Raw genomic sequence first — 24,193 nt, 5'->3', positions numbered from 1 at the left:
CATTATTGCGGAAAAAGTTCCCTGTCAAGATCCTTTCAATCACTTACTTTGGCGGATTATTCTTTATCTTTATTCTATTAATGACTAATTAAGTCAATATGCTGAGTTATGGATTATGAGAAGGCTGGTTAGACGTTTTTATGTCGTTTTACTTATTTTATTTTGTTTATTTGATCATTTTTGTTGCTTGTCAAAACGATAAATAGTAAGTTTTTGATTCATATTTAAAGGTTGTAGCATGTTTTATGGCTCTTTTTGGAGATTCATGAACGTGTGAGCCGGGGATTTTTGATTCGTGTTATGTAAGGGTAGGCGAGTTTTATGTAAAACCTTGGGTTTACGCTTTTTGGCGTGTGCAGATGGATTTTGTGTGGCGGAACCCCGCAACGTGATCTGACTGATGTTTTTTATTAATTCGAACAGGTTTCTTCTTATTCAGAAAAGGAATAAAAGAAAAGCGTATGAGGAACTTTTTGACGAATTTTATGAGGATTTGTGTCGTTACGTTAGCCAAATCGTAAAATCTGGCGACACCGCCGAAGACATCGTACAAGATCTTTTTGTGGAACTGTGGAACAAACCCGCTTTGGATATACGCACGTCTTTGAAGCCCTATCTTTTTCGAGCCGCATTTTATAGAGCGGTCAATGTGCTGAACAAGAAACATGAATTTTTTCCCGGTGATAGTTTTTTGGAAATGGTTCAGGAGGAATCCGATAATGAAGATGAAAAAGACTCGCGCCTTGAGCAAATCCGAAAGGCGGTAGAGAAGCTGCCTTTGCAACGCCGAGAAGTTTTTTGCCTGAGTAAATATTCTGGAATGTCTAATCAGGAAATTGCCGACTATATGGGCCTGTCTGTTCGCACGGTCGAAACCCACTTGTACAAATCCCTAAAAAGTTTAAGGAAAGCTTTGGCTAAAGAAGCTGTGGTTTAAACTAAGATTTACCTTCGGATTGATATGGATATGCGGACGGAAATATTTTTTTAATTTTTTTCTAAAACGAGTACGTAGTTGACGAAAACGCCTTGACTTATATATGAAAATGGAATCGGAAAAAGGAAATAGTGAAAACGAAATGGCTACTTGGCTGGAACAAGCCCTTGAGCGGGAAGCCATGGAGAAGGGGCGTGTACCCGACCGGGAAAAGCTCCGCCAGGACACCGAAGAATTGATGGAAATCTGGCGGGAGGTTCCGGTTGAGGAGCATCGATTCTCTAAAGAGACGGCAAAGGCACAAGTTTTTCGACGGATATCGGCCGAGAAAAGGCGTGTCTGGCAAATGGTTATGGCAGGTAGCGTAGCGGCGTGTATCGTTTTTATTGTAGGTATTTTCTCGGCGCCTTATCTGGTTCCTTCAAAGGATAAGGAACTGGTTGTTGTCGAATTGAAAGACAGGGCTACGGTTCTTTTCGCCGGTGGTGAAGCTTTGGACCTGGATAATATTTCGACAGATGAGATGACCGCCAAATTGGGAGAAGGGGTTTATTATGATAAGGAAAAACGTTTTCTGGATTTGTCAAAGGCCATAATAGGTGAAAGGGAAATGAGACTTTTGCGAAATCCCAGAGGAAAACGAATGTCGGTAGCCTTGGCCGACGGATCGAAGGTCTGGCTTAACGCAGGGACAGAGTTGCGTTTTCCATCCCGTTTCAAAAACAAAAGCCGTAATGTTTCAGTCAAAGGCCAGGCTTATTTCAAAGTGACGAAAAAAGGTTCACCGTTTTTCGTGAATACGAAGGGGATGAAGGTCCGTGTATTGGGGACGGAGTTCGGGGTAAAAGGCTATCCTGGCGAAAGGCGCCATATTACTTTGGTGGAAGGGTCAGTGTCTTTGGAATCCGAAAACGGAAAGACCGTTTTAAAACCTTCGGAACAGGGCGTATTAGTTTCGGGAGGAAAGCTGAAACGAAGAAAAGTGTATGTGGATGAATATGTAGGCTGGAAGAACAACAGGCTCATATTCAAGAACAAAAGTTTCGAGGAACTAAGGCCAAGGTTGGAACGCTGGTTTGACGTAACTTTTGTGGGAAGTGAAAGCCTGAGCAGAAAGGACCGGTTTACGGGAAGCTTCACAGAAAACGACGGGATTGATATGGTAATGGAGCTTTTTCTTTTCAATTCCGATCTGAAATATGAGAAAAACACAAACTACGTGTATATCGAAAAATAGCGCTTAGGTATCAACCCCGTAGTCGTAAAAGTATGAATCCATACTGGTTTTCGGTGTATGGAGCGGGGTTCCTATTGCCAAAAAAATAGTAGGGGGACTAGATTGCAGCCAAGCCCCCCTACCAGTTTATTTTATAATCTTAATCGTAAATTTATGCGTTTCTTTTTAGAAAGGCTACTCCGTTGTAGCCACTTTTTCCGGAAAGCGTGGGTGTATGCCTTTATTTTATTGCTTTCCATTCAGACCGGGGTTTGGGCTTCCGCTCCTGATTTTAAGAATAAGGAACCGGAAAAACGGCAGGAACAATCCCTTCGTTTAGCGGTCGATATCCTGAAAAAACAGACTGGATATTCTTTCTTTTTCAAAGAAAATGAAGTTGATCTTAAGACAATGGTTCCGTTGGTTAAGCAAGGGGTTGGTCTGGAACAGAACCTAAAACAAATACTGAAAGGGACGAAATACGATTTTAAGATCATTAAAAAACAAGTGGTGATTTTCCTAAAGAATGTCACTGACGATAAAGCTTCCGGCCAGAGTAAATACAAACTGCGAGGTACGGTAAGCGATGCTGAAGACGGCGAAGGAATTCCGGGAGTAACCGTCCGCGTGAAAAACACTACACGTGGTGCGAATACGGATATTTCAGGACGATACGAACTTGAGGTAAACGAAGGCGAAATCCTGATTTTTAGTTATGTGGGCTATATCGATCAAGAAATAGCGGTAGGAAGCCGGACTGTAATCGATGTCGCTTTAAGCGCTAATGTTAAGGAGCTAGACGAAGTGGTGGTGACCGCTTTTGGTCTGAAAAGGGAGAAAAAGGCCGTTACCTACGCGGCCCAACAGGTTCAGGCCGAAGATATGCGCAAGGCCAGAAGCGCCAACGTATTGAATACATTGAGCGGAAAAGTAGCCGGACTTACCGTCTCGCGTGGCGGAACGGGCGTCGGTAGCGCATCCAAAGTGATTTTGCGCGGAAACAGGTCGATATCGGGCAGCAGCCAGCCGATCTATATCGTGGACGGCATGATTCTCAACGGCGATATCAGCAATATCAGCCCGGACGATATCGAATCTTATAACGTACTGAAAGGCGCCAACGCGGCCGCTTTGTACGGTAGCCGCGCGGCCAACGGCGCTATCGTGATCACAACCAAGTCGGGCAACAGCGGTGGCAAAAAGTACAAGGTAACGCTCAACACCACCTATACCATGGAAGAGGCCAACGTATTGATGGATTACCAAAACGAGTACGGCCAAGGCTTCGACGGTGTGTACAACGCCCACGCGGCCGATTCTTGGGGAGCCAAGTTCGACGGCTCGACCGTTCCGCATTGGTCTTTGGCACCCGGAGCGCCCAGCGAATACAGGTATGTGGCCCAGCCGGACAACGTAACGGATTTCTTCCAAACGGGACATAATTTCGCCACCAATGTAGGCGTGGCCTCATCGGGCGAAGTCACAGATTCCTATTTCTCTTATACATTTACCGACGCGGCGGGGACGGTGCCCAATAATGAATTGGAAGGGCATAACCTCAACCTCCGTATGACGCAAAGGCTTGGGAAAGTGACCGTGGAAAGCAAGCTGAACTATATCCGTCAGATTCTGGACAATCAGCTGTATTTGGGTGGGGGCACACCTCTAAACCCGATACGTCAGGCTTTGCGTTTTCCTAGAAATATCAGAACCCAGGATGCCGAGCAGTTCGAGTATTTTGACGAAACGGGCGAACGTCGCCAGAACTTTTGGAAACCCGGACACAACGGTAGCGAAAATCCGTATTGGGTGACCAACCGCGTGCTCAATAACACCTTGCGCGAGCGGGTACTCGGTTTTGTATCCGCCAAATACCAGATTACGGATTATTTGAGTCTTATGGCTCGTTCGTCTCTCGACAGAACTTCCGACCAACGCGAGGATAAACTCTATAACGACACCTATATTCGTGCTCCTGAAGGTGATTTTATGACGGATAATAGAGTTGAAAGCCAGTGGAATACAGACTTTTTGATGAATTTCAACAAGGATTTTAATGACTGGTCTGTCAACGCCAACTTTGGCGGAAACCTTAGCGTGGACAAATACAAGGGCGTACGGACAGCCAACACGCAACTGAACGCGGCCAATGTATTCGCTATCTCAAACGCTAAGAACCTGATAGGAAGTGAGGTTTTCGCTGAGAAAGAAGTGCAGTCGCTTTACGGATTCGCCCAAATCGGTTACAAGAACGCCGTATTCCTTGACCTTACGGCCCGAAACGACTGGAGCTCAACGCTTCCCGAGGGCAATAATTCGTTCTTTTACCCTTCCGTAGGCCTGACCGTGGTAGCCAGCGACCTGCTTCCCAAGTTGCCTGATTTCCTATCTTTCCTGAAGTTCAGAGGCTCTTGGGCCGAAGTGGGAAACGATACAAGCCCATACCGCTCGCAACGTACGCTTAGTCTGCAGCCGGGTGGCGTAATGCAGCTCGACAATGTCTTGCCCGTAAGCGATCTTCTTCCTGAAACCACCCGCTCCACGGAATTGGGCTTCGATATGCGACTTTTCGAGAACAGGATCGGGTTTGATTTCACTTGGTACAAGACCAATTCTTTTGACCAGCTCTTCTCCACCTCCTTGCCTGTGGGCTCAGGCGCAAGCTTCAAGTTCTTGAACGGTGCCGATATCGAAAACCGTGGCGTGGAAATGATGCTGAGCGCTACGCCGATCAAAGGCGATTTCACTTGGGATATTCGGCTGAACTATGCCACCAACGACAGTGAGGTGGTTGAATTGGCCGAAGGATTCCAGTCCATAGCCATTGGCTCCGCCGACAACTATATGACCAACGCCCGATTGGATGTGGGCGAACCCTTCGGAAGCGTATATGGCAAGGGATTCAAACGCGACAAAAACGGTAACGTTATCGTAGGCCAAAACGGTATTCCACTTATTACGGAAGGAAAATCGGTTAGGGTTGCCAACTTTAATCCGGATTGGACAGGAGGCATTTACAACAATTTCAAGTATAAGAATTTCAACTTAAGCTTTCTCATCGATATCCGACAGGGCGGAGACGTTGTGTCCTACACCAGCGCCGTTCTCGCTCAGGAAGGTCTGACGGAAGAGACCTTGGCCGGTCGTGAAGGCGGCCTTGTTTTCGGCGAGAATGTTTTTGGCGGATACTCGGCCGTAACCGAGGACGGATCGCCGAATACGATTCAGACAAACGCGCAAAGCTTCTGGAAAACGATGGGTAACTGGACGGCTCCGGTAGGAGAGGCCTTTATCCGAGACGCCTCCAATATTAGGCTCCGCGAGCTGGTTTTCGGCTACAGGCTTCCCAGCAAAATCCTGAAAAAGACTCCGTTCGAATCCGTGAACGTATCGTTGGTCGGGCGTAACCTTTTCTTCATCTCCAACAAAGCAGGCGATCTGGATCCCGAAGTTCAGGTAAACCAAGACAATACCGGAGACGGCTTCTCCTCGTTCGCCCCGCCGACATCCAGAAGCTACGGCTTTAACCTTAACATCAGCTTTTAAATCCACTGACTATGAATAATAGATATACTGGGCTCTTGTGTGTTTTCGCACTTCTGTCTTCGCTTACTTTTTCCTGTACGGACGATTTCGGAGAGCTGAACACCAATCCCAAAACAATCTCCGCCGATAAAGTAGATCCATCCAATCTGGGTTTTATTTTGGCGGGAGCCGAGTATGGCGCCCACTTTGGACAGCCAGTTCCGTTTCAGCTGGGAAGTTCCCTGCATTCGGACTTATACTCACAGTATTTCGCCACATCGGCCACCTATTTCCCTTCGGATAATCACAATTTCAATGACCGCTGGCTCGATGGCGTCTGGAGATCTTTTTATGAGGAATGCGCCCCGCAGATAAAGCTCTTTGTCGACAAGTCGAAAGAGCAGGAACGCCCCGTAGAGCAGGCTATAGGCGAAATATGGCGCTCGTATTCTTTTCTGAGAATGACGGACTGGTTCGGGCCGATTATCTACAAATCGTACGGAAACGGAGAGCTTTCGGTGAGTTATGATAGCCAAGAGGACATCTACAAGGATATTTTTCAGGTCTTGGACCAAGCCACAAGCGTATTGAAACAGCATGCGGGAACCACCAGCTTGGTAGGGGCCAAAGACAAGATTTTCGCCGGAAACGTGGACCGGTGGAGAACTTTCGCCAATACTTTGCGACTGCGTATGGCCTTGCGAGTCAAGTACGTTGAGCCGGCTTTGGCCAAAGAACAAGCCGAAAAGGCCGTGTCAGACGGCGTAATGGAGGATATTCGGGACAATGCTTTGATAGCCACCTCGAAAACCAGAAAGAATCCATACAATTTGATTACGCTTTGGGGAAAAGAGTTCCGAATGAGCTCCTCAATGGAGAGCGTGCTCAAAGGCTATGACGATCCCCGTCTTCCGATCTATTTCGCACCGGCCGTATTGGGTGATTCCGACGGCGACGGATTACCTTACGAAGGCCTGCGCAACGGAGAGACCGAAGCCGACAAAACCAATATCAATTTCGGCGACCTTTGCTCTACAATCGGCCCTAGGTGGTTGCCGAACGGCCCGGATACCAACCCGATTCAGGTAATGCGTACCGCGGAGGCTTACCTTCTGAGAGCCGAGGGCGCTTTGGAAGGCTGGGCCATGGGAGGTTCCGTAGAGGAATTGTACAACAATGGCGTTAGGGCGTCTCTGCTCGAATGGGAGATCGGCGAAGACCAGATCTCCGAATACCTGAAGAGCACCGCGAAGCCTGTCGCTCCCGGCGACCGTCACGCTTCGGCTCCGCTTTCCGATATTCCTGTCGCCTTTATGGTCGGAGCTGAAAAAACACGCCAGCTGGAGCAGATCATGACCCAAAAATGGCTGGCCCTCTTTCCCGACAGTTGGGAGGCTTGGGCGGAGCTTCGCCGTACGGGGTATCCGAAACTCTATCCGAGAATCTATTCCATGAATCCTGATGTTCCCGCCGATCAAATCGTAAGAAGAATCCCTTACACCTCTTCAGAATACGATTTCAATACCGGAGCCCTAAACGCTGCCTTGGCCCTTCCGGAAATGGGCGCCGGCGACAAGGGAAGCACAAAGCTGTGGTGGGACAAACGCCCGTAATTTAGTTGGATGATAAATATGGTATTGAGTCTTAGGTATCAGGTATAGGGTAAAAGGTATGACGCTGATTACCTAAGACCAAATACCTAAGACCAAATACCAATCAAAATACCCAGTGCGGAAATGAGAGGAGGGAATAACGCTATAGTATCACACTCCTCCATCTTCCTTGGATGTTATGGGGGATTAATCATAAACCCAAATTCAATGAAAAAGAGAATTACCCCATTACTGTTAATGGTGCTGATGGTTTCCCTATTGGGCCAAGCTTTCGCACAAGACCAAGCGCCGTTTCAGATGCCAGCCAACGGCAATGAGGCGAATGTCTATTCAAGGCACGATTTCTACCACTTTTCGGCCTTGGCTTGGGACAGCCAGAACCGCCCCTACGGGTTCAACGCCAACAAAGAGTTCGGTTATATCCGCACCTTGCGCGACGGCCTTTGGAAGAACATCAATTATCTCGACGAACTTAGCGCCCAACACCCCGGAGCGACAGTGACGACAGCCGAGCCACCTTCTATAGGGCACGCTAACCCGAGGCTTTGTATCACATCCGATAATCACCTCTATCTAACTTTGAATTACAAGGTAAACGGAAGCACAATCTGGTCGCTGCTTTATCTTGACGATCTTGATAGCGAAAACTTTCAGGTGATTCCGCTAAACGGATATTACCTAGCCCATGTAGAGGAATTTACGGGGCATAACCTCAAAAACGGCGAGACACCGGCCGTAATCCTGAACAGGGGTGGCCAATCATTCGCTGATCTGGGCTGGGACCCTTGGAAAAAGTACCCTTGGACGGTCGGAGGCCTCACGGTTATTGACGTGGCGATTCCTTACCGCAATTCTGACGGTACGATCAGCCTCAACACATTTACCCTGTCGGAAACCGCTGGCGCCGCCACCGTACATTCCGGAGGCAACGGCGTAATGGCCACTATCGGCGACAAGACTTATCTGGCCTATACTAGATTCGACAAGGATAAAGTGGCCAATAATTTCTATCAGGGAAAAAACGACACCCGAAACGCCAATCAAGGTTATGTTGTGGAAATTACCCGCCCGGTTAACTCTACGGGGACACCCGTTATCAAAGAAAAGTTCCTGGCCCTTCAGTTCCCCTTTGACGCGATTGACGGCCATTCGCAGGGCGAGTTGATTTTAGACACTTCAAACCGCTTGCGCTATATATCCGGAGACCACGTCCACTCCGACAGATATTACCGTAGCGTTCACGCCGTCACCGATCCGGCTTTTGATCTGACGAATACCAGCGAATGGACCTACAACGGAACCGTAACCCCGACGGGAGCCCAGGATTTTAGCTACGAGACGGCGGTAATCGACAACAGCGGAAACATGCATGTGGCTTATCGTCAGCGGGCCTCGTCGTTGGGAATTCAGCGGGGGCTTTATTACAAAAGTTTGCCCGCTTCCAGCACTAACTGGCCATCCGGCTACGGACGTCAATTATTGGCTCCGCCAGCGCCATACAATACCAATGCGGCTTATATGATTTTGTATCATAGAGTTTGGATTGATAAATCAGGCAAGGTCCATTTCAGCTCGACTTTTTATGAAGGCGATAGCGGAGCCAACGGCGTTTATCCACGGATTGCGGGCTTTAGAGGTGCGGGAAGCGGCGACGGAATATGGACCGAATCGGACCGTTATCGTTATCTGGAAAATATCATAGGCGGAAAGTCCGTACAGAAACTAAGTTTCTCTATTTCTGACCAAGAGCTTTCCTCTTCACCGATTACGCTCAACGCGACATCCGATGCGTCGGGGACAACCATTGAATATGAGTTAGTCGATGGGCCGGCCACATTGTCCGGCAACCAACTGACACTTAATGGACAAGGCTCCGTAACCGTAAAAGCGAAGGCCCTCGGCAACGCGGCTTTCTATTCCGATGAGGTCACGGTTACGTTTCAGGTAGCGGACTTGCCGGGAATTGTTCCCGAGGCGGACGCTTTTATCCGAGACGGCGGAAGCGCTTCGACCAATTACGGAACCAGTACAAGGCTGGCGGTTAAAAAAGACGGAACGGGATGGAATAGAAAGGCTTTACTTCGTTTCGACCTTTCGGGCGTAAGTTCAACCATATCCAAAGCTACACTCAGAATGGTGCCCGTAAATAGCGGAAACACCATCGGGCAAACACAAATCCGGGCAATGGCCGTAGCCGACGATACCTGGAGCGAATCTGGCCTGACCTGGGCAAACCAACCCGCCACGGGACAAGAACTGGATTCCAAAACCGGAAGCCCGGCCGCCACGGAATGGGACGTCACCGCTTTTGCGGAAGCGCAAAGGACAGGCGACGGAAAGATGTCGATTATGTTTGAGTCGACCGTGATCGGTTCGGAAAGCTGGATAGGCTACAATAGCCGTGAGGCCACTGATACCTCGCTTCGTCCGATGTTGATCCTGTCTGCTGGAGAAGAGCAGAATATTACCGCTGCCAAAGACTCTTTTGTTCAGGATGGAGGTAGCGCCAATACCAATTATGGAGGAGGGACCGGACTTATTGTTAAAAAAGATGGACTAGGTTATCAGCGGGAAATATTTTTGCAGTTTGACCTGTCAAGCACCCAAGGGCAAATCGTAGAAGCCAAGCTGAAGATGGCAACCCAAGCGACAGGCTCAACCGCAGGCTCCACTAACCTTGAGGCCTTGTTTGTCGGGGACGATTCTTGGCTAGAAAACACCATTAACTGGAATAACCGTCCGGCAAAGGGAGCGTCTCTGGCTACGAGTCTCGGTAACGCCGGCACTGTGGAATGGGACGTAACGGCCCAAGCCGAGATTGAGCGCGCCGGTGACGGAACCTTAAGTATATCTGTTCGCTCCAATGATGTAGGCAGCGGGAACTGGTTGAACTTCTTAAGCAAGGAAGGCGGAACGGCCGAAAACGCTCCGACTCTGGTGATAAGAACCGGAAGCGGTACCGTTGCCCGAACACTCTCGACCGTAGCGGAAGATTTGAATACGAAACAGGAAACGTCGTTAGCTATCTACCCGAACCCGGCAAGCGATAAACTGACCGTCAAAGGTGATTTCGAAGCGGAAGCCCAAGGCATAATCTACTCGCAGGCGGGACAAAGGATTCGTACGATACAGTTGTCTGACTACACAAATACAGTGGATATCTCAGGCTTTGGAAGGGGAATTTATGTAATCCGAATATTTCAAGGTAGTGGCGCCAGGACATTTCGCTTTGTCAAAAGGTAATCCATCAGTAGTCTTCAGTTTTAAAACATTTTCGACTGAAAATAAGCAGAACACACCCCATAATACAAGAAGGCTGTCTCGTTTCGGGATGGTTTTCTTTTTTGCGTTAAAACCGAGCGGAGAAAACTATGTCGGATATAAGTTTGGATCTAAAAGGATAGAGCCTAATTTAGGCTTGTTGATTTATTTTTAGAATGAGTTAGGCAAAAAAATCAAAAGCATGTTTGACAAACTTTTTGGTAAATCCTCTGAGGAGAAGCCTTCTAAACCCATGGAAAGACAGGTTGAGGGAGAAGTGCTAATACGAATGCCTCTAATGTCTGATGCCATGGAGTACGGCATAATTACGAAATGGCACGTCAAAGTTGGCGATGTTATCAAGGCTGACGATATCTTGGCAGAGGTTGAGACGGAGAAAGCGACCATGGAGCTAGAAAGTCATGTGGACGGGATCGTTCAAGAATTGTCTCCTGAAGGAGAGAGAGTGGCAGTGGATGAGGTTATCGCAAGATTAGGCCTTTTGGATGAAAGCACTACCGAAGAATTTAACGCTTTGGGGCCTAATATGAAAGGTACGGTAGGCGAAGTGAGAATGTTTGCCGGAGACAAAATACCTAGGCATTGGTTAAAATGTGACGGCTCGCTGTACAAGGTTGAGGAAAAGGAAGAACTATTCTCGATTATTGGCAACAAATACGGTGAAGGTGAAAACAGTTTTCGGGTACCCAAGATTGACCCGATCGGTGGGGTTATGTTTATTATCTGTGCGAGATAAAGACTCTATTTCAGCAATCCTTTAACCTTTACTGACCTAGGTGCCATTTCCGGAGAATCATGAAACGTTCCGAATTATGGGCGATTCGTATTGGTCAATCATTTCCCGAGGGGGTACAGATCTTCGTTGTCTTGGAAAAAGCAGTACGCATATCTTTACCCCCAATCGTTCTTCCCTGATTTAAAGAATTACTCTAGAGCCCAAGGGGCACTAATCTTCTTCGAAAAGACAACAGGACTGTTACAGGCTATGATTTTTTGTCAGATGTTTTCGTTTCGCACTGACATTTGTCGATATCAGGAGCGTATACGGCCATGGTACCCGTTTTCCCCCTCAGCTTTTTCTTAAACAGAAAGTCGAGAGGAATTTCCATGTATTCGGCCAAATCCTCTGAGATCAGGATGTCCCGGTCCGCTTCGGAGCAGAGACTACGCAAACGGGCCGCGACATTCAGCACTTCGCCATGATAGGCCAACTCGCGTTTGATGACACCTACTTCCACGGCAGTGACAAGGCCTATGTTCAGGCCTGTTTTAAATTCGGGCACGGCACCGTAGCGTTCCATATAATAATCGGTGCGGGCTTCGAGCCGTTTTCTGTAATCGAAAAACAGGGCCAGCGGACGACATCCTTTAAGCCCTTTGTCGGCCCGCCATGTCAGCACCACTTCGTCGCCGACATATTGGTAGACTTCTGCTTCGTAAAGGAATACGCTTTCGGTAATGTCGCTGAAACAGTCCTGCAATAATCGGCTGTATTTCACGTGGCCAAGACGTTCGGCCATCTGTGTGGAATTTTTCAGGTCAAGGAACATGAAAATCCTGCGTTCCTCTTTAGGGTTTGCGTAGCGGCCGGAAAGTACGTTCCATAAGGTCCAAGGGCCGAGTCGGTCATGGAGTTTTCGGAACAAGAATATAATGCATGACGCTACGAAAAAATAGATCAGGTAAGTGTAAAAGGATTTCGTGAAGAAGAGCGTAACGTAAAGCTTGGCGATGTCACTGAGCTCCCCGACCGGGAAAAAGACCATCATAAGGAGATCCGTAACCAGAAGCATGCACAGGAACATGAAAACCATCATGATGATTTTCATAATCAAGACAAAAGAAAAGGGTTTCCTCCTAAAGAAATTCAGCTTTCGGGTAGCCCTTTCGGTCAGTTCGAAACTGCTGCCGTAAAGAAAACCCATAAGCATGGCATGCGTGAATATCGTTTTGATATAAAGCGGGGTTCCGTATTCGGGGATCGGGAAACTGGCCCGGACCTCGGCGGGCACGGCCAATTCGCCCCTGAGAAAGTAGTAAAACAGCGCCACGATGGTCCAGATTAGCACAGAGAATACTATGTCGGCCACGGTGCGCACGGTGGAAAACCGGAAGTACCGTTGTGAATAGCTACTGTTATTATCTATTATTTCTAGGCGTTCTCCCGCCGTATCTGTAGTGGTTTTTGGCATGTGCTGGTGGTTCTCCGTGTGATTCACGCATTTTTGGAATATGGCCTTGACTTTACAAACGTAAGGCTATATCTGGAATATGTTTATAATAAATATCCGCAAAACTATTATATCAAAGATCGATACATTTTATTTTTCGTTTAATTATTAATTATGCGGGGTAGTATGTTGTTTTTTGGTTGCGGTTTTAATCAGATGGCAAGACGGAACATCCCCTTTGTCCGAAGAAAAAGGGGAAGGATTAAGACAGAATATAATACGTCAATACGGATATTTGACAGGGAAGAGCACCACCGCAATAATAAAGGCCAACACGGTAACGATAAGGCCGAACATAAAGCAGGTGTACGAGAGTCTGAGGAATTTGTATTTGAGGCTGAGCACAACGCCCAAGTAGTAGATGTCTTTGGTTAGGCTCCGGTAAATCTCGCGGTGGTCTTGTATAAGGTTTTCCATCGCCTCCATATAGTCTTGGAGCTTCAGGCTGTAGAAATTTCCGAAGAACAGCAGGTTTACCTTTCCGGCTTTCACATCTTCCAGCTTTACCGCTCCCGGTTTCGCTACGTTAGGCCTAATGGCCAATACGGCAAATATCAGCGATACTAGTCCCGTTATTGCGAAAATGATTGATGGTATCAGAAGGTTTGGATAGTCCTCCAGTTTACGGAACAAAACACCCACTACCAACGAGATAATCAGCGAGTTGATCGAAATCATGATGTTCGATTTCCCGTCGGCGATATTACTCAAATTGATATGGTTTCGTTCCATGATCCGGAACAGCCCGTCAACGGCGCGGTTTGGCTTCTGGTCTTGTGCGACTACGCTTTCTTTGGCTTTCTTTTTCTTGCTTTTTTTCTTTTTATCCCCACCTTTTTCGCCCTCTTTAATAATCTTTTCCAGCGTGCGGATATTTTCCTGTTTTACAGGGTCCCAATGCTCTTTGGCGTAATCGGTAAAGAATTCGTGATCGCGAAGGAAATTCAGATTGATATTTTGCCACTCTCTCTTTTTCACTTTCCTGCCGCGTTGGCCACTGAATTCCTTACGGAGCAATTCCGTAACCTGCGGAAAGGAGGGGCGTCCCAAATGGGCCAAATCAGCGTCGTTGATAATTTCCTCCAGCAAGTCTTTGGGCGGATGCGTAACCTTGGTGGCTAAAATCAGCCTGCGGACCAAGTCGATGAATTCCTGGTCGGCGCCTTCCTCTTTAAGCAACTCAGTGGCAATGGCGGCGCTGGCGTTCTCATGGTCTTCCGGGTCGTCCATATATCCGACATCGTGAACCCATGCAGCCACGCGCAACGCGTCCATCTCTCTTTCGGATAATCCACAGGCTTCCCCGATTTTCTCAACCGATTCCACCACGAGCTTCACGTGGTTAAGGCAATGGTACGTAAAGCACTGCGCTGCCGGCCCGTCATATTTGTCCGTGACAAAATCACGGATTTTATTCACCAATCGCTGTCCGCTGTCTTCCATAATCGTTGTCTGAGTATGCCAAAGCTCCGAATCGGCAAACCGCCCCGGAACGGCACACAAAATAAGCCGAAAATCACGAATATCCTCTATTCGAGACGTTAATCTTGGTCTTCAACCCTGCGAGCACATACGCAACCTTGCTTTCCCATGTTCCGTATTTAGCGTATTATTTAGGCGGTTTGCCTTTCTAATTTCGCTTTAAAAAAGGTAGAACCGTATAGATTTAAGAAACGATGAAAAGAATGAAAAACTCATTTCATTGTGTTGTTTTTCAGTTGTTTATGTGGGTGTGAGCATGTTCAATCCTTTTAAGTCAGTTGAATCCTGCCTTTGCTGGGCAATAATAGTCCATATTTTGTTATTTTTGCCTGATATATAAGCTTGAAAAATACCTTTTTGGTGAGAAGGAAAATTCGGCGAATACAATACCATCCATACGATATGAATAGATTTTTACCATCGGTTGGGCTCCGGGTTTTGTCCATTTCTTTGGCCTTAGGCGCTATTTGCTCCGCATGTGGCGGCAAAGCGTCAAATAAAGAGAAATCAGGAGATATGCGTCAAGTGGCGGAGGTCCAAAGTGCGGGCCCCACCATTTCGTGTTATGATGTGCGGGAGCCTGCGGCCGAGATAAAAATGCCGAACAGCTTGGAGGAAGTCTCCGGAATCGCCCATTACAAAGGCGACACGGTGGTGATGGTTCAGGATGAGAAAGGTTTTGTTTACTTTTACGACCTGTCCGTACGGGCGGTGGTAAAGAAAGAGCACTTCTATAAGGCCGGTGATTACGAAGGGGTGACTGTAGTGGGCGACGATATTTATGTGACTAACAGCAAGGGCGATATTTTCTTTTTTGACGCCAGAACATACAACGGGCTACACGGTAACGTACAGCAAACCCGCCTTACCAAAGACCATAACGTGGAAGGGCTTACGAAGCTGAACAATGACAGTCTGTTGGTGGCTCTTAAAGGAAGCCCAAAAAAGAAAGCTTTGGTTCGCAATGTTTACTCTTTTGATTTGAAATCTAAGAAGATGTCCAAGGAGCCCTATTTGGTAGTGGATCCGGAAGAGATTGCGGAATTTATTGGAGAGCGGAGACTTATAAAGCCATCGGGTGTTGCGGTACATCCTTTGACTGGGGATATTTATATTTTGGCCCATATAGGCAAAGTGCTGGCTGTTTATGACCGAGACAGCCGACAGCTTAAGCAAGTGCAACGCCTCAGCCGAAAACAGCATCGTCAACCCGAGGGCATTTGTTTTATGCCGAACGGTGATATGCTTATCGCCAATGAGGGTGATGGAAAACATGGTCGGGTCTATATTTACGATTATCTTTGTGATTAACGAATCAAAGTAAGCCGGGATTTTCCGGTTTATAACTATTTGGATATGGGATACAGCCTAAACGCAAGACGGAAATGGCCTCTAAAGCTGGCGATCACGCTTTTTTCGCTTGTCTTTATCTCCACTTCGGTGGTTTTGGGACAGAAAAGGGCCAAACACACTGTTTTCCTAATCGGGGATGCCGGGGCCGTTCAGTCTGGCGATGCCAACATCAGCGAGCTGGAAAGGCAAGCTAAAGAGGTAGGGAAATCAGCGACCATTTTGTATTTGGGCGATAACTTGTATCCTTCTGGCCTCGACCCTGACGAAGGAAAAGCCAGGGAAAAAGGCGAGGAGATTTTGCGGGCGGAATTCGGCTTTATCAAAGGTTTTGCGGGAAGGGCTTTTGCCATACCGGGGAACCACGATTGGAAAAACGGAGGCAAAAAAGGTCGGGAATATGTGTTGAGCCAGCAAAAATTCCTTCAGGAAATCACTGGGCGGGAAGACATTTTCCAGCCATTGGACGGATGTCCGGGGCCGGTGGAGATTCCGCTTGGCGAAGACCTGTTACTGGTAATCGTGGATACGCAATGGTGGTTGCATCCGTGGCGTGAGACTGAGGAAAAGGCGGGCGACTGCGAAGTGAAAACCGAAGAGGATTACCTCTTGGCGCTCAACGACGTAATTGTTAGGCATCCAAACAAAAGAATAGTGGTGGCGGGTCACCACCCCGTGATCACTTATGGAGAACACGGAGGCTTTTTTCCGGCAAAGACTTATTTCTTTCCCTTGACAGACGTGGCCGACTGGATGTATGTGCCATTGCCTGTAGTCGGAGCGCTTTATCCTTTGTACAGAAAATCGGGATTCAGTTATCAAGACACTTCCAATCCTGCTAACAGGCACTTGAGGGACGGAATGCAGGAGATTTTTCAGGCGCATCCTGATTTGGTTTACGTATCCGGTCACGAACATTCATTACAATATTGCTACCGTAACGGTGTCCATTATATGGTCAGCGGTTCGGGTTCAAAGCATACGCCTGTCAGGCAGGGCAAATATTCCGAGTTCGCCAAATCGGAGGTCGGGTTCTCAAGAATCGATTATCATGAGGACGGCGGTATTTTCGCCACTTATTTTTCGGCGAAAGGCGATACCCTTTATCATCGTAAATTGGCGCACAAACCGTATGTGCCGGCACCGACCATCAAGGAATTTAATACCCAGGATCTGAGAGACAGCCTTATTACGGTAAAGGCTTCGGGACAATACAAGGCGGGCAAGAGCAAGAAGTTTTTCTTGGGCGAAAACTATCGCGACGCTTGGGAAACGCCGATCGAGGTTCCTTTGCTGGATCTCGGTAAGGAAAAAGGCGGTTTGAAGATCCTGAAAAGGGGCGGAGGACAGCAGACTAAATCTTTACGTCTGGAAGATAGTACCGGACAACAATACGTGCTAAGGTCAGTGGAAAAGTTTCCGGAAAACGCCATTCCGGTTGTTCTCCGAAACACAATCGCCAAAGACGCGGTGCAAGACCAAATTTCCTCCGACCATCCTTACGCCGCTTTGGTGGTTGCGCACTTGGCCGAATATGCGGGAATTTATCACGCAAACCCTACCTTGGTTTTTATTCCGGACGATCCGCGTTTGGGTCCGTACCGGGGAGCGTTTGGCAATACGCTTTGTTTGTTCGAAGAAAGACCTCACGGTGACGAGTCGCATATCAGCTCCTTCGGAAGGACGAAAAAGGTTTACAGTACGCCAAAGGTAGTCGAGAAGCTTCTGGAAGACAACGACAACCAAATCGATTACCGTTTTGCCGTTAGGTCAAGGCTTTTCGATATGTTGATAGCGGATTGGGACCGACATGATGACCAATGGCGTTGGGCCAGTTTCAAAAAAGGAAAAGGCAAACTCTTCCGTCCGATTCCGCGCGACCGTGACCACGCTTTCTTCGTGAATGAGGGCTTGTTTCCCAAAATCGCCTCAAGGCGTTGGCTGTTGCCTAAGCTCGAAGGTTTTAACGAGGATATCCGCTCGGTGCCTTGGTTTAATTTCAACGCCCGATATTTTGACCGGACATTCTTGGTAGGCGCCAGCGAGTCGGATTGGATAGCGGAGGCCGAGGAACTACAATCATCATTGACAGACGAAAAGATAAGGCAAGCCGTATTGACTTGGCCGGATACCCTTTTCAAACAACATGGCGAGGAAGTGATCCGCAAATTGATTTCTCGCCGGGATAAGCTTCAGAGATATGCGAAGGAGCATTTCCGCAATTTGGCCAAATCCGTAGATGTTACGGGATCGGAAAAGAACGAGCTTTTTTTGGTTGAACGTAGGGAAAACGGTGACCTGAAAGTCACGGTAAAGAAGATCAGCAAAAAAGGAAATATCAAACAGACGCTTTTCGAACGGGAATTCAAGAAAGGGGAAACCCACGAAGTGCGACTCTACGGCATTAGTGGCGACGATGTTTTCAAAGTTACGGGCACGTCAAAAGACGGGATAAAAGTACGTATTATCGGCGGTAAAGAACTAACGAAAGTCGAAGACGAAACCAAAGGGCCGAAAACAAAAAAAGTGTTGGTGTATGACCAGCCGAAGAGGCTAGAGTTGGAAAAAGGAAAATCGGTGGGATTACGTCTATCTCACAAACCGGAAGTCAACGATTATGATCGTTACGCTTTCAAATTTAATCAGGCTTTCCCGTTAGCCACGGCTGGCTATAATCCCGATGACGGCCTTTTCCTCGGTGGCGGAGCCATTATCGAAACCCATTCTTTCCGAAAGGAACCTTTTAACACTAAGCACACTATCTTGGCTGCGGTGTCTCTGAAAGGGTCTGCGGCTTGGGTAAAATACAGGCTGGAAAAAACGAAACTCATAGGCTCTCTCGACGGGCTCTTCGATGCCCGTTGGGATGTCCCTTCTTACCGGTCAAATTTCTACGGACTAGGGAACAACACTGAAAAGCATGAGGATCGGGATTATTATGTTCTTAATTATCAGCGCCTTCAGGCTCATGCGCTTTTGAGGAAACGTTATGGCGAGAAACAAGCGCTGTATTTCGGTCCGTCAATGATTGGGACCAAAATTCCGGATAATTCGAAAACACGCCATCGATACGTAAGCGACTACCCTGAAAACGGGCTTACCGAAAGCGAAGTGTTGGATCCCCATTTCTATTGGGGCGGATTTATACGTTACGAAGCGGATACACGAGACCAACCGAGCTTTCCGCTTAAGGGAACGCATCTGAACTTGGTGTCGGAAACGTACAAAGGGATCGAAACGAGCGACGTGTTCTCCAGAATTCAAGGCGACTTGAGCTTGTATATGACCACTCGGCTTCCGCGCCCGCTGACGTTGGCTTTGCGTTTTGGCGGCGCCCATAACTTTGGCGATTACGATTTCCTTCAGTCCAACAAACTGGGCGGTTCGCATAGCTTAAGGGGCTTTCGAAAAGATCGTTTTTACGGGCGTACGGCGGCGTTTAACAATACGGAGCTCAGGCTTAATGTCCGGGAGTTTGATAATTATCTGCTAAACGGATCGTGGGGAATATTCGCTTACAACGATATCGGTAGAGTTTGGGAAAAAGGGGAAGACTCCAAACGCTGGCACAACAGCACCGGAGGCGGGATTTTTATAGCGCCGTTCTCTATGCTGTCGCTCACCGCCAGTGTGGGCGTCTCCAACGAATCGACGCAGTTCCTATTCGATTTCGGATTTAACTTCTAAAGTATTTTCAGCCTCCCGCAAGCCCACAAAACGGTTAGCGGGAGGCTTTTTTTATTTCGGCCCAATACTGCGAGCCCATTTATTTCAAAAAGGTTAAGATAAGATCTTTACTGGCTAAAATAGTGTCATGTAAAGCGGTTTATTCCTCGCAAATTGGCTGGCGAATTCGATTCCAACGACACCTTTTTTATTTCTAAAATGAAAATACAGGGACTAGACTTAAAAGATATCGCAGAGGAGTTCGGAACCCCTCTTTATGTCTACGACGGACAGAAAATGAAAGATCAGGTAGCCACGTTCCGGAAAGCATTTTCGGGTGTCTGCATACGGATCAACTACGCCTGCAAGGCATTGACTAACCTGAGCGTAATGAAGTTGATGAAAAACGAGGGCACTTGCCTGGATACGGTCTCTGTGCCCGAAATCCGTATGGGCCTTTCGGTAGGCTTCGAACCCAACGAGATTATCTTTACCCCCAATTGTGTCGATTTTTCGGAAATAGTGGAAGCCGTTGATCTGGGAGTAAATATCAATATCGAAAACATCCCGAATCTGGAAAAATTCGGCAAACGCTACGGCTCTACCGTTCCTTGCTGTGTCCGGATGAATCCGTTTATCGTTTCCAAAGAGAATTCGGAAAAGGTGACTTGGTGGCACAAGCAGTCCAAGTTCGGCATATCGGTATCGCAATTGGAGGAGGCCCGCTCTATTATCGACAAATACGGAATCCGGGTAAACGGATTGCATATCCATTCCAGCTCGGTGATTATGAGCCGTGAGATATTCCGCAAAGGCGCCGCAAAGGTGTTCGAAATAGCGGAAACCTTCGAAGATCTCGATTTCGTGGATTTCGGCGGAGGCGTAAAAGTCCGACATAAAGTGGACGAAGACATTCTCGATATTTACGAATTGGCCGAAGGCCTAAAAGCCGAGCACGCGGCCTTTACCGAACGCTACGGTAAAGAGGTGGATCTGTGGTTTGAGCCCGGACGCTTCTTGGTAAGCGAGAGCGGCACTCTTCTTACAAGAACCACCATGGTGAAAACTAACGGCGAGCGCGTATTCGCTGGCGTGGATTCCGGCTTTAACCACCTAATCCGGCCCATGTTCTACGACGCTTACCACGAGATACTGAATCTTGATAACCCCGACGGAGACAAGGCCACATACACCGTGGTTGGCAATATCTGCGAGATTGACAACTTTGCCGTAGACCGGGAATTACCGGAAATCAAAGAGGGGCATCTTTTGGCCCTGAAAAATACCGGATCATACGGCTACGTAATGGCCTCGAACTATAACTCGCGTATGCGCCCTGCGGAAGTGCTGGTTCTTGACGGCAAAGCGCATCTGGTAAGGAAGAGAGACGAATTCGAGGATTTGGTAAGAAACCAAATAGTCTTGGATTTCGAAAGCGAAAAGGTAGCTGAGTAATAGTCTGCGGGCATATAGCAACATATTATTTGACAATCGGATTATGAGCGTTCCCGTTTTTGGGAGCGCTTTTTTTGTGTTAATAAACCAATTTCACATAAATGCCTCGCATGGTTGTATTAAATCTCTGCCTGCATTCCAGCTTTAGCCTTTATTAGCTCTTCGACTTAAATAACACAAACACCCTTTGTTTTGAGCGATTTTCAAACAATAAGATTGGTTGTGTATAACATGTTACTTGAATTAGGCTATAGTTAAAGAATGTACTTTTTTTGTCTCTCTTTATAGTTTTCAATAATTTACAATAAAATAACTTTCAATATTTCAAACACAGAACATGAGATTTTTTTTAACTCTACTTTTAGTGGTGCTGTTCATCTATAATGTACAGGCCCAACATTGGAGACAAACGTCATCTTTGGAGCTGAGCGGAACAGTCACAAAAGGTATTACAGATTATTCAAGAAATCCAGCGATGGATATTTTCGGAAATACCGCGGTAATATCTGACAATTCAAAAGATGTAGTAAATCTGTTTGAAAAGAAGGATGGACGATGGCAAAAAATTGCGACACTCCGGACTTCCAATATCGATGACACTTTCGGCTATAATGTAACGCTGTCTGAAGATGTCGTTTTAGTTTCGGGCTGGCGTAATGATATTGGAGCTGGATATGCTTCAGGAGTTGTTTATCTTTTTCAGAAGCCAGAGTCCGGTTGGAAGGATATGACCGAAACGGCTGTATTATACGCTAGTGATGGGGCTTATACTGATGCGTTTGGTGCTTATGGCACTTGGCCTGTCGAAGGAGGCCACCGCATACGAAAAACGGCAATTGATAATGACCTTATTGTCGTAGAGTCAAGAAATGATGATGACATGTGTTGGAATTGTGGCAGTGCCTACATATTTGAGAAGCCGGAAGGAGGCTGGAAAACCATGTCCGAGACAGGGAAATTAATACTTTCTAAAAAGGAGGTGGCTGACGGAGGTAGATTAGATGGGACAAGTGAGTGTGCTGTAAAGGAAGGGAATATATATTTGGTCTCTTCAAATAAGGTTTTCGTTTTTGAACGCCCCGAGAATGGCTGGAAGACGATTAATAACGAATCAGGAACTATAAAAGGGGCTTCTTTTGGAAACAGAATTAGAGCTGTCTCAAAAGATGAAATATTATTATTAGGCTTGAAAGATCAGACTCAGAATGGCCTTCGAGCTTTGTCGATAAAGAAAAAAGGAGCGACTTGGGAAACTCCAGATTTACGAGAAATTCCTTTACCACAAGATGTCAAAGTAAATACTCTTACAATCTATAATTTTGATTCTCAAGGAAATACCTTTCATTTTTTGGCAGAAAAATATGACAATCACCGAGGTGCATCTGTAATAGTGGGTTTAAGGGGCCAGATAGACGGAGACGGTTCCACTTGGCAAAATGGAAATGTTCAATTTTCGGACTTCAGAATCTCCGAACCAGCAAAGTCGCCTTGGTTTAACGTGCTTGAGGCTTCGGAGAATGATATTGTTTATTCAAGCACATACGAAGAAGGCCAATATACTAAGGCCAAACCTGTATTTTTTGAAGTGAATAACGATGAATCATACGAAGAAGTTCCCAGCGATTTTCAAGAATTTAGTAAAGAAGTCGATATAACCGTTGCTAAAGTTGAGCAATTGTCTGAATCTAAATTCTTAGTAAAGGCATCCTATTCTGAGAGGTATGACCTCTACGAATTGATGAATGGAGAATGGCGGATGCTTTCGGAGAGCTTTAAAGATAAAGGGGTAATAAGTGGCGTGTATGGTGACCATTGCATACAGCTTGCGCCTGAGGAGGTCATGAATAAAGTTCCTGGTCACGACACGCCAATTGTGATTGGGTATTTATCAAGCCTGACTGATAAGAACGTGGAAAAAAAATTAATTTTCCCGATACCCAAAATATTCAACACCTCTAACTTCTATTTCACCAGGGGGATAGTTCTTAATGATCAAATCATTATTTATTCCAGGTTTTACGATAGTGAGCTAGGAGCATGTTCCATTGCGGCTGTATGTGACCTGGACTTTAATTCGGGAAAATTAAGTGTTCTAGACTATAAGTGGTTTAAAGGGGAAGCAAGCGGCAATCCAATAATTAATGACAATCTAGTGTCTTTTGCAGTTAATGAACGACTCGAGGGGGGATGGAGAAGACAATTAAATTTAATTGGATATGAGAAGGAAAACAGTAAAATAAAGAACCTGAAACTTCTTAAAGAAATACCAGCTCCCAATTTCTCTGGTTTCGTCGTTGATGGCGATTTTCTTGTGCAAAACGCTAATAACCAAGATAAAATTAGAATATTCTATAGGCAGGAGAATGATCAATGGGTAGAAGTAGAAAAAGAGCTTGTTACAAACTCGGATTTTTGGAAAAATGGAGGGGTTCCTAAAGTTAGTCATCACCAGCTTTATTTGAAGAATGGGATTTTATGCCTTGTAAAGAAAAATGAGAAAGAAGTATTGAGGTTTGACCTTAATAAGATTGTTGAGAACGAGCATGCTTCAAAACGGGTCAATGGAGAGCTTGTTTCAGTAGCGCCGCATATTATTCAACACCCACTTATTCCCTTAGGGAAGAATGCGTTTTTATTTAGGTCTAACGGAGCTTTGTTCAAGTATGAAAGAAAAGAGCAAGATGCGATCAACTTCGACAACCAAACAATCACATATTCAAACGAAGGAATAAACCTAACTGCGACATCTGAATCCGGTGTGCCAGTTAACTTTGATTACGAAGCGGGTGACAATATTCTGAATATAAATGGAGCCCAAGTCTCTATCGCAAGTTCAGGTCGAGTACTCTTAAGAGCTTATACCGATGAGAATTCAGATAAAGCTCCTGCTGAAAAATATGCGTTTGTTACAGTTAATAAAGCCTCCCAAAATATAACCGTACAGAAACTGACAGAAACATTGTTTATTGACAATGATTATCCTCTAAGTTTTACAAGTGATTCTGGGTTGCCCGTAACTGCGGAGATAATCGAAGGTGAAGCCGAATTAAAGAATGGAATTTTAAGGCCAAGCCAGCCGGGGAAAGTACTTGTCCGCTTTACTCAGGAAGGAGACGATCGATATTTAGCCGCCCCTCAAATTGAACGTAGTTATTCGGTAGCCAAAGTTACGGGTGTTACCGGACAATCGGCTTTTAATGTTTTCCCTAATCCGAGTAACGGAGAAATTACTGTGACTACATACGGAAAAGGGAAATCAACTTTTATTCGTTTGGTTTCTTTGGAAGGAAAAACCTTATTCAAGAAAACGGTTTCAAACAAAGAGCATTTGACCAAAATTCGGATTAGCGAACCGGGAATGTATATCCTGAAAATACAATTCGGAAACCAGAGTGACGAGCGTAGGGTGCTAATAAAATAATGTGTCTTTTTTGAT

The 24,193-nt window shown here is 46.5% G+C and carries 12 protein-coding genes; 10 read left to right on the top strand and 2 right to left on the bottom strand.

The annotated features are described in order from the left end of the window. Nucleotides 1-400: 400 nt before the first annotated feature. From AABK39_RS21465 to AABK39_RS21440, 6 genes are all read left to right on the top strand, one after another. Nucleotides 401-937: an RNA polymerase sigma-70 factor gene (locus AABK39_RS21465; RefSeq protein WP_338395293.1), complete on the top strand. Its 537-nt coding sequence runs from the start codon at nt 401-403 to the stop codon at nt 935-937. Between the two features lie 103 nt (nt 938-1,040). Next, nucleotides 1,041-2,174: a FecR family protein gene (locus AABK39_RS21460; RefSeq protein ID WP_338395292.1), complete on the top strand. Its 1,134-nt coding sequence runs from the start codon at nt 1,041-1,043 to the stop codon at nt 2,172-2,174. A 153-nt stretch (nt 2,175-2,327) separates the two neighbouring features. Next, nucleotides 2,328-5,699 carry a SusC/RagA family TonB-linked outer membrane protein gene (locus tag AABK39_RS21455; protein WP_338395291.1) on the top strand — a complete coding sequence of 1,124 codons (3,372 nt, stop codon included), beginning with the start codon at nt 2,328-2,330 and terminating at the stop codon, nt 5,697-5,699. An 11-nt stretch (nt 5,700-5,710) separates the two neighbouring features. Next, nucleotides 5,711-7,291: a SusD/RagB family nutrient-binding outer membrane lipoprotein gene (locus AABK39_RS21450; protein WP_338395290.1), complete on the top strand. Its 1,581-nt coding sequence runs from the start codon at nt 5,711-5,713 to the stop codon at nt 7,289-7,291. Between the two features lie 207 nt (nt 7,292-7,498). Then, the gene (locus AABK39_RS21445) at nt 7,499-10,534 is read left to right on the top strand and encodes a CBM96 family carbohydrate-binding protein (RefSeq protein ID WP_338395289.1); all 3,036 of its coding nucleotides are present in this window, start codon (nt 7,499-7,501) and stop codon (nt 10,532-10,534) included. Nucleotides 10,535-10,805: 271 nt separating this feature from the next. After that, nucleotides 10,806-11,309 (top strand): phage tail protein, encoded by a 504-nt coding sequence (locus AABK39_RS21440; protein ID WP_338395288.1) that lies wholly within the window; start codon nt 10,806-10,808, stop codon nt 11,307-11,309. A 247-nt stretch (nt 11,310-11,556) separates the two neighbouring features. Here AABK39_RS21440 and AABK39_RS21435 read toward each other — a convergent pair whose 3' ends face one another. Next, nucleotides 11,557-12,765, bottom strand: coding sequence for an adenylate/guanylate cyclase domain-containing protein (locus AABK39_RS21435; RefSeq protein WP_338395287.1), 1,209 nt, complete (start codon nt 12,763-12,765; stop codon nt 11,557-11,559). A 261-nt stretch (nt 12,766-13,026) separates the two neighbouring features. Beyond that, the gene (locus AABK39_RS21430; protein ID WP_338395286.1) at nt 13,027-14,247 is read right to left on the bottom strand and encodes a Pycsar system effector family protein; all 1,221 of its coding nucleotides are present in this window, start codon (nt 14,245-14,247) and stop codon (nt 13,027-13,029) included. Nucleotides 14,248-14,688: 441 nt separating this feature from the next. On the opposite strand from AABK39_RS21430, the gene AABK39_RS21425 reads away from it, so the two are divergent. From AABK39_RS21425 to AABK39_RS21410, 4 genes are all read left to right on the top strand, one after another. After that, the gene (locus AABK39_RS21425; protein WP_338395285.1) at nt 14,689-15,597 is read left to right on the top strand and encodes a hypothetical protein; all 909 of its coding nucleotides are present in this window, start codon (nt 14,689-14,691) and stop codon (nt 15,595-15,597) included. 45 nt (nt 15,598-15,642) lie between these two features. Continuing rightward, the gene (locus AABK39_RS21420; RefSeq protein WP_338395284.1) at nt 15,643-19,323 is read left to right on the top strand and encodes a metallophosphoesterase; all 3,681 of its coding nucleotides are present in this window, start codon (nt 15,643-15,645) and stop codon (nt 19,321-19,323) included. Nucleotides 19,324-19,521: 198 nt separating this feature from the next. After that, on the top strand, nt 19,522-20,757 hold the full coding sequence (lysA, locus tag AABK39_RS21415; RefSeq protein ID WP_338395283.1) for a diaminopimelate decarboxylase: 1,236 nt from the start codon (nt 19,522-19,524) through the stop codon (nt 20,755-20,757). A gap of 337 nt (nt 20,758-21,094) precedes the next feature. Continuing rightward, nucleotides 21,095-24,178 carry a T9SS type A sorting domain-containing protein gene (locus tag AABK39_RS21410; RefSeq protein ID WP_338395282.1) on the top strand — a complete coding sequence of 1,028 codons (3,084 nt, stop codon included), beginning with the start codon at nt 21,095-21,097 and terminating at the stop codon, nt 24,176-24,178. The last annotated feature ends 15 nt before the right edge of the window (nt 24,179-24,193 follow it).

The organism is Fulvitalea axinellae, assembly GCF_036492835.1.
GTDB classification, from domain to species: domain Bacteria; phylum Bacteroidota; class Bacteroidia; order Cytophagales; family Cyclobacteriaceae; genus Fulvitalea; species Fulvitalea axinellae.
Note: the sequence above shows the minus strand (reverse complement) of the source record. Positions and strands in the feature narration are given on the sequence as shown.

Coding starts and splice junctions, on each gene's coding strand:
- AABK39_RS21465 (WP_338395293.1), top strand. CDS start 401: ATGTTTTTTATTAATTCGAACAGGTTTCTTCTTATTCAGAAAAGGAAT.
- AABK39_RS21460 (WP_338395292.1), top strand. CDS start 1,041: ATGAAAATGGAATCGGAAAAAGGAAATAGTGAAAACGAAATGGCTACT.
- AABK39_RS21455 (WP_338395291.1), top strand. CDS start 2,328: ATGCGTTTCTTTTTAGAAAGGCTACTCCGTTGTAGCCACTTTTTCCGG.
- AABK39_RS21450 (WP_338395290.1), top strand. CDS start 5,711: ATGAATAATAGATATACTGGGCTCTTGTGTGTTTTCGCACTTCTGTCT.
- AABK39_RS21445 (WP_338395289.1), top strand. CDS start 7,499: ATGAAAAAGAGAATTACCCCATTACTGTTAATGGTGCTGATGGTTTCC.
- AABK39_RS21440 (WP_338395288.1), top strand. CDS start 10,806: ATGGAAAGACAGGTTGAGGGAGAAGTGCTAATACGAATGCCTCTAATG.
- AABK39_RS21435 (WP_338395287.1), bottom strand. CDS start 12,765: ATGCCAAAAACCACTACAGATACGGCGGGAGAACGCCTAGAAATAATA.
- AABK39_RS21430 (WP_338395286.1), bottom strand. CDS start 14,247: ATGGAAGACAGCGGACAGCGATTGGTGAATAAAATCCGTGATTTTGTC.
- AABK39_RS21425 (WP_338395285.1), top strand. CDS start 14,689: ATGAATAGATTTTTACCATCGGTTGGGCTCCGGGTTTTGTCCATTTCT.
- AABK39_RS21420 (WP_338395284.1), top strand. CDS start 15,643: ATGGGATACAGCCTAAACGCAAGACGGAAATGGCCTCTAAAGCTGGCG.
- lysA (WP_338395283.1), top strand. CDS start 19,522: ATGAAAATACAGGGACTAGACTTAAAAGATATCGCAGAGGAGTTCGGA.
- AABK39_RS21410 (WP_338395282.1), top strand. CDS start 21,095: ATGAGATTTTTTTTAACTCTACTTTTAGTGGTGCTGTTCATCTATAAT.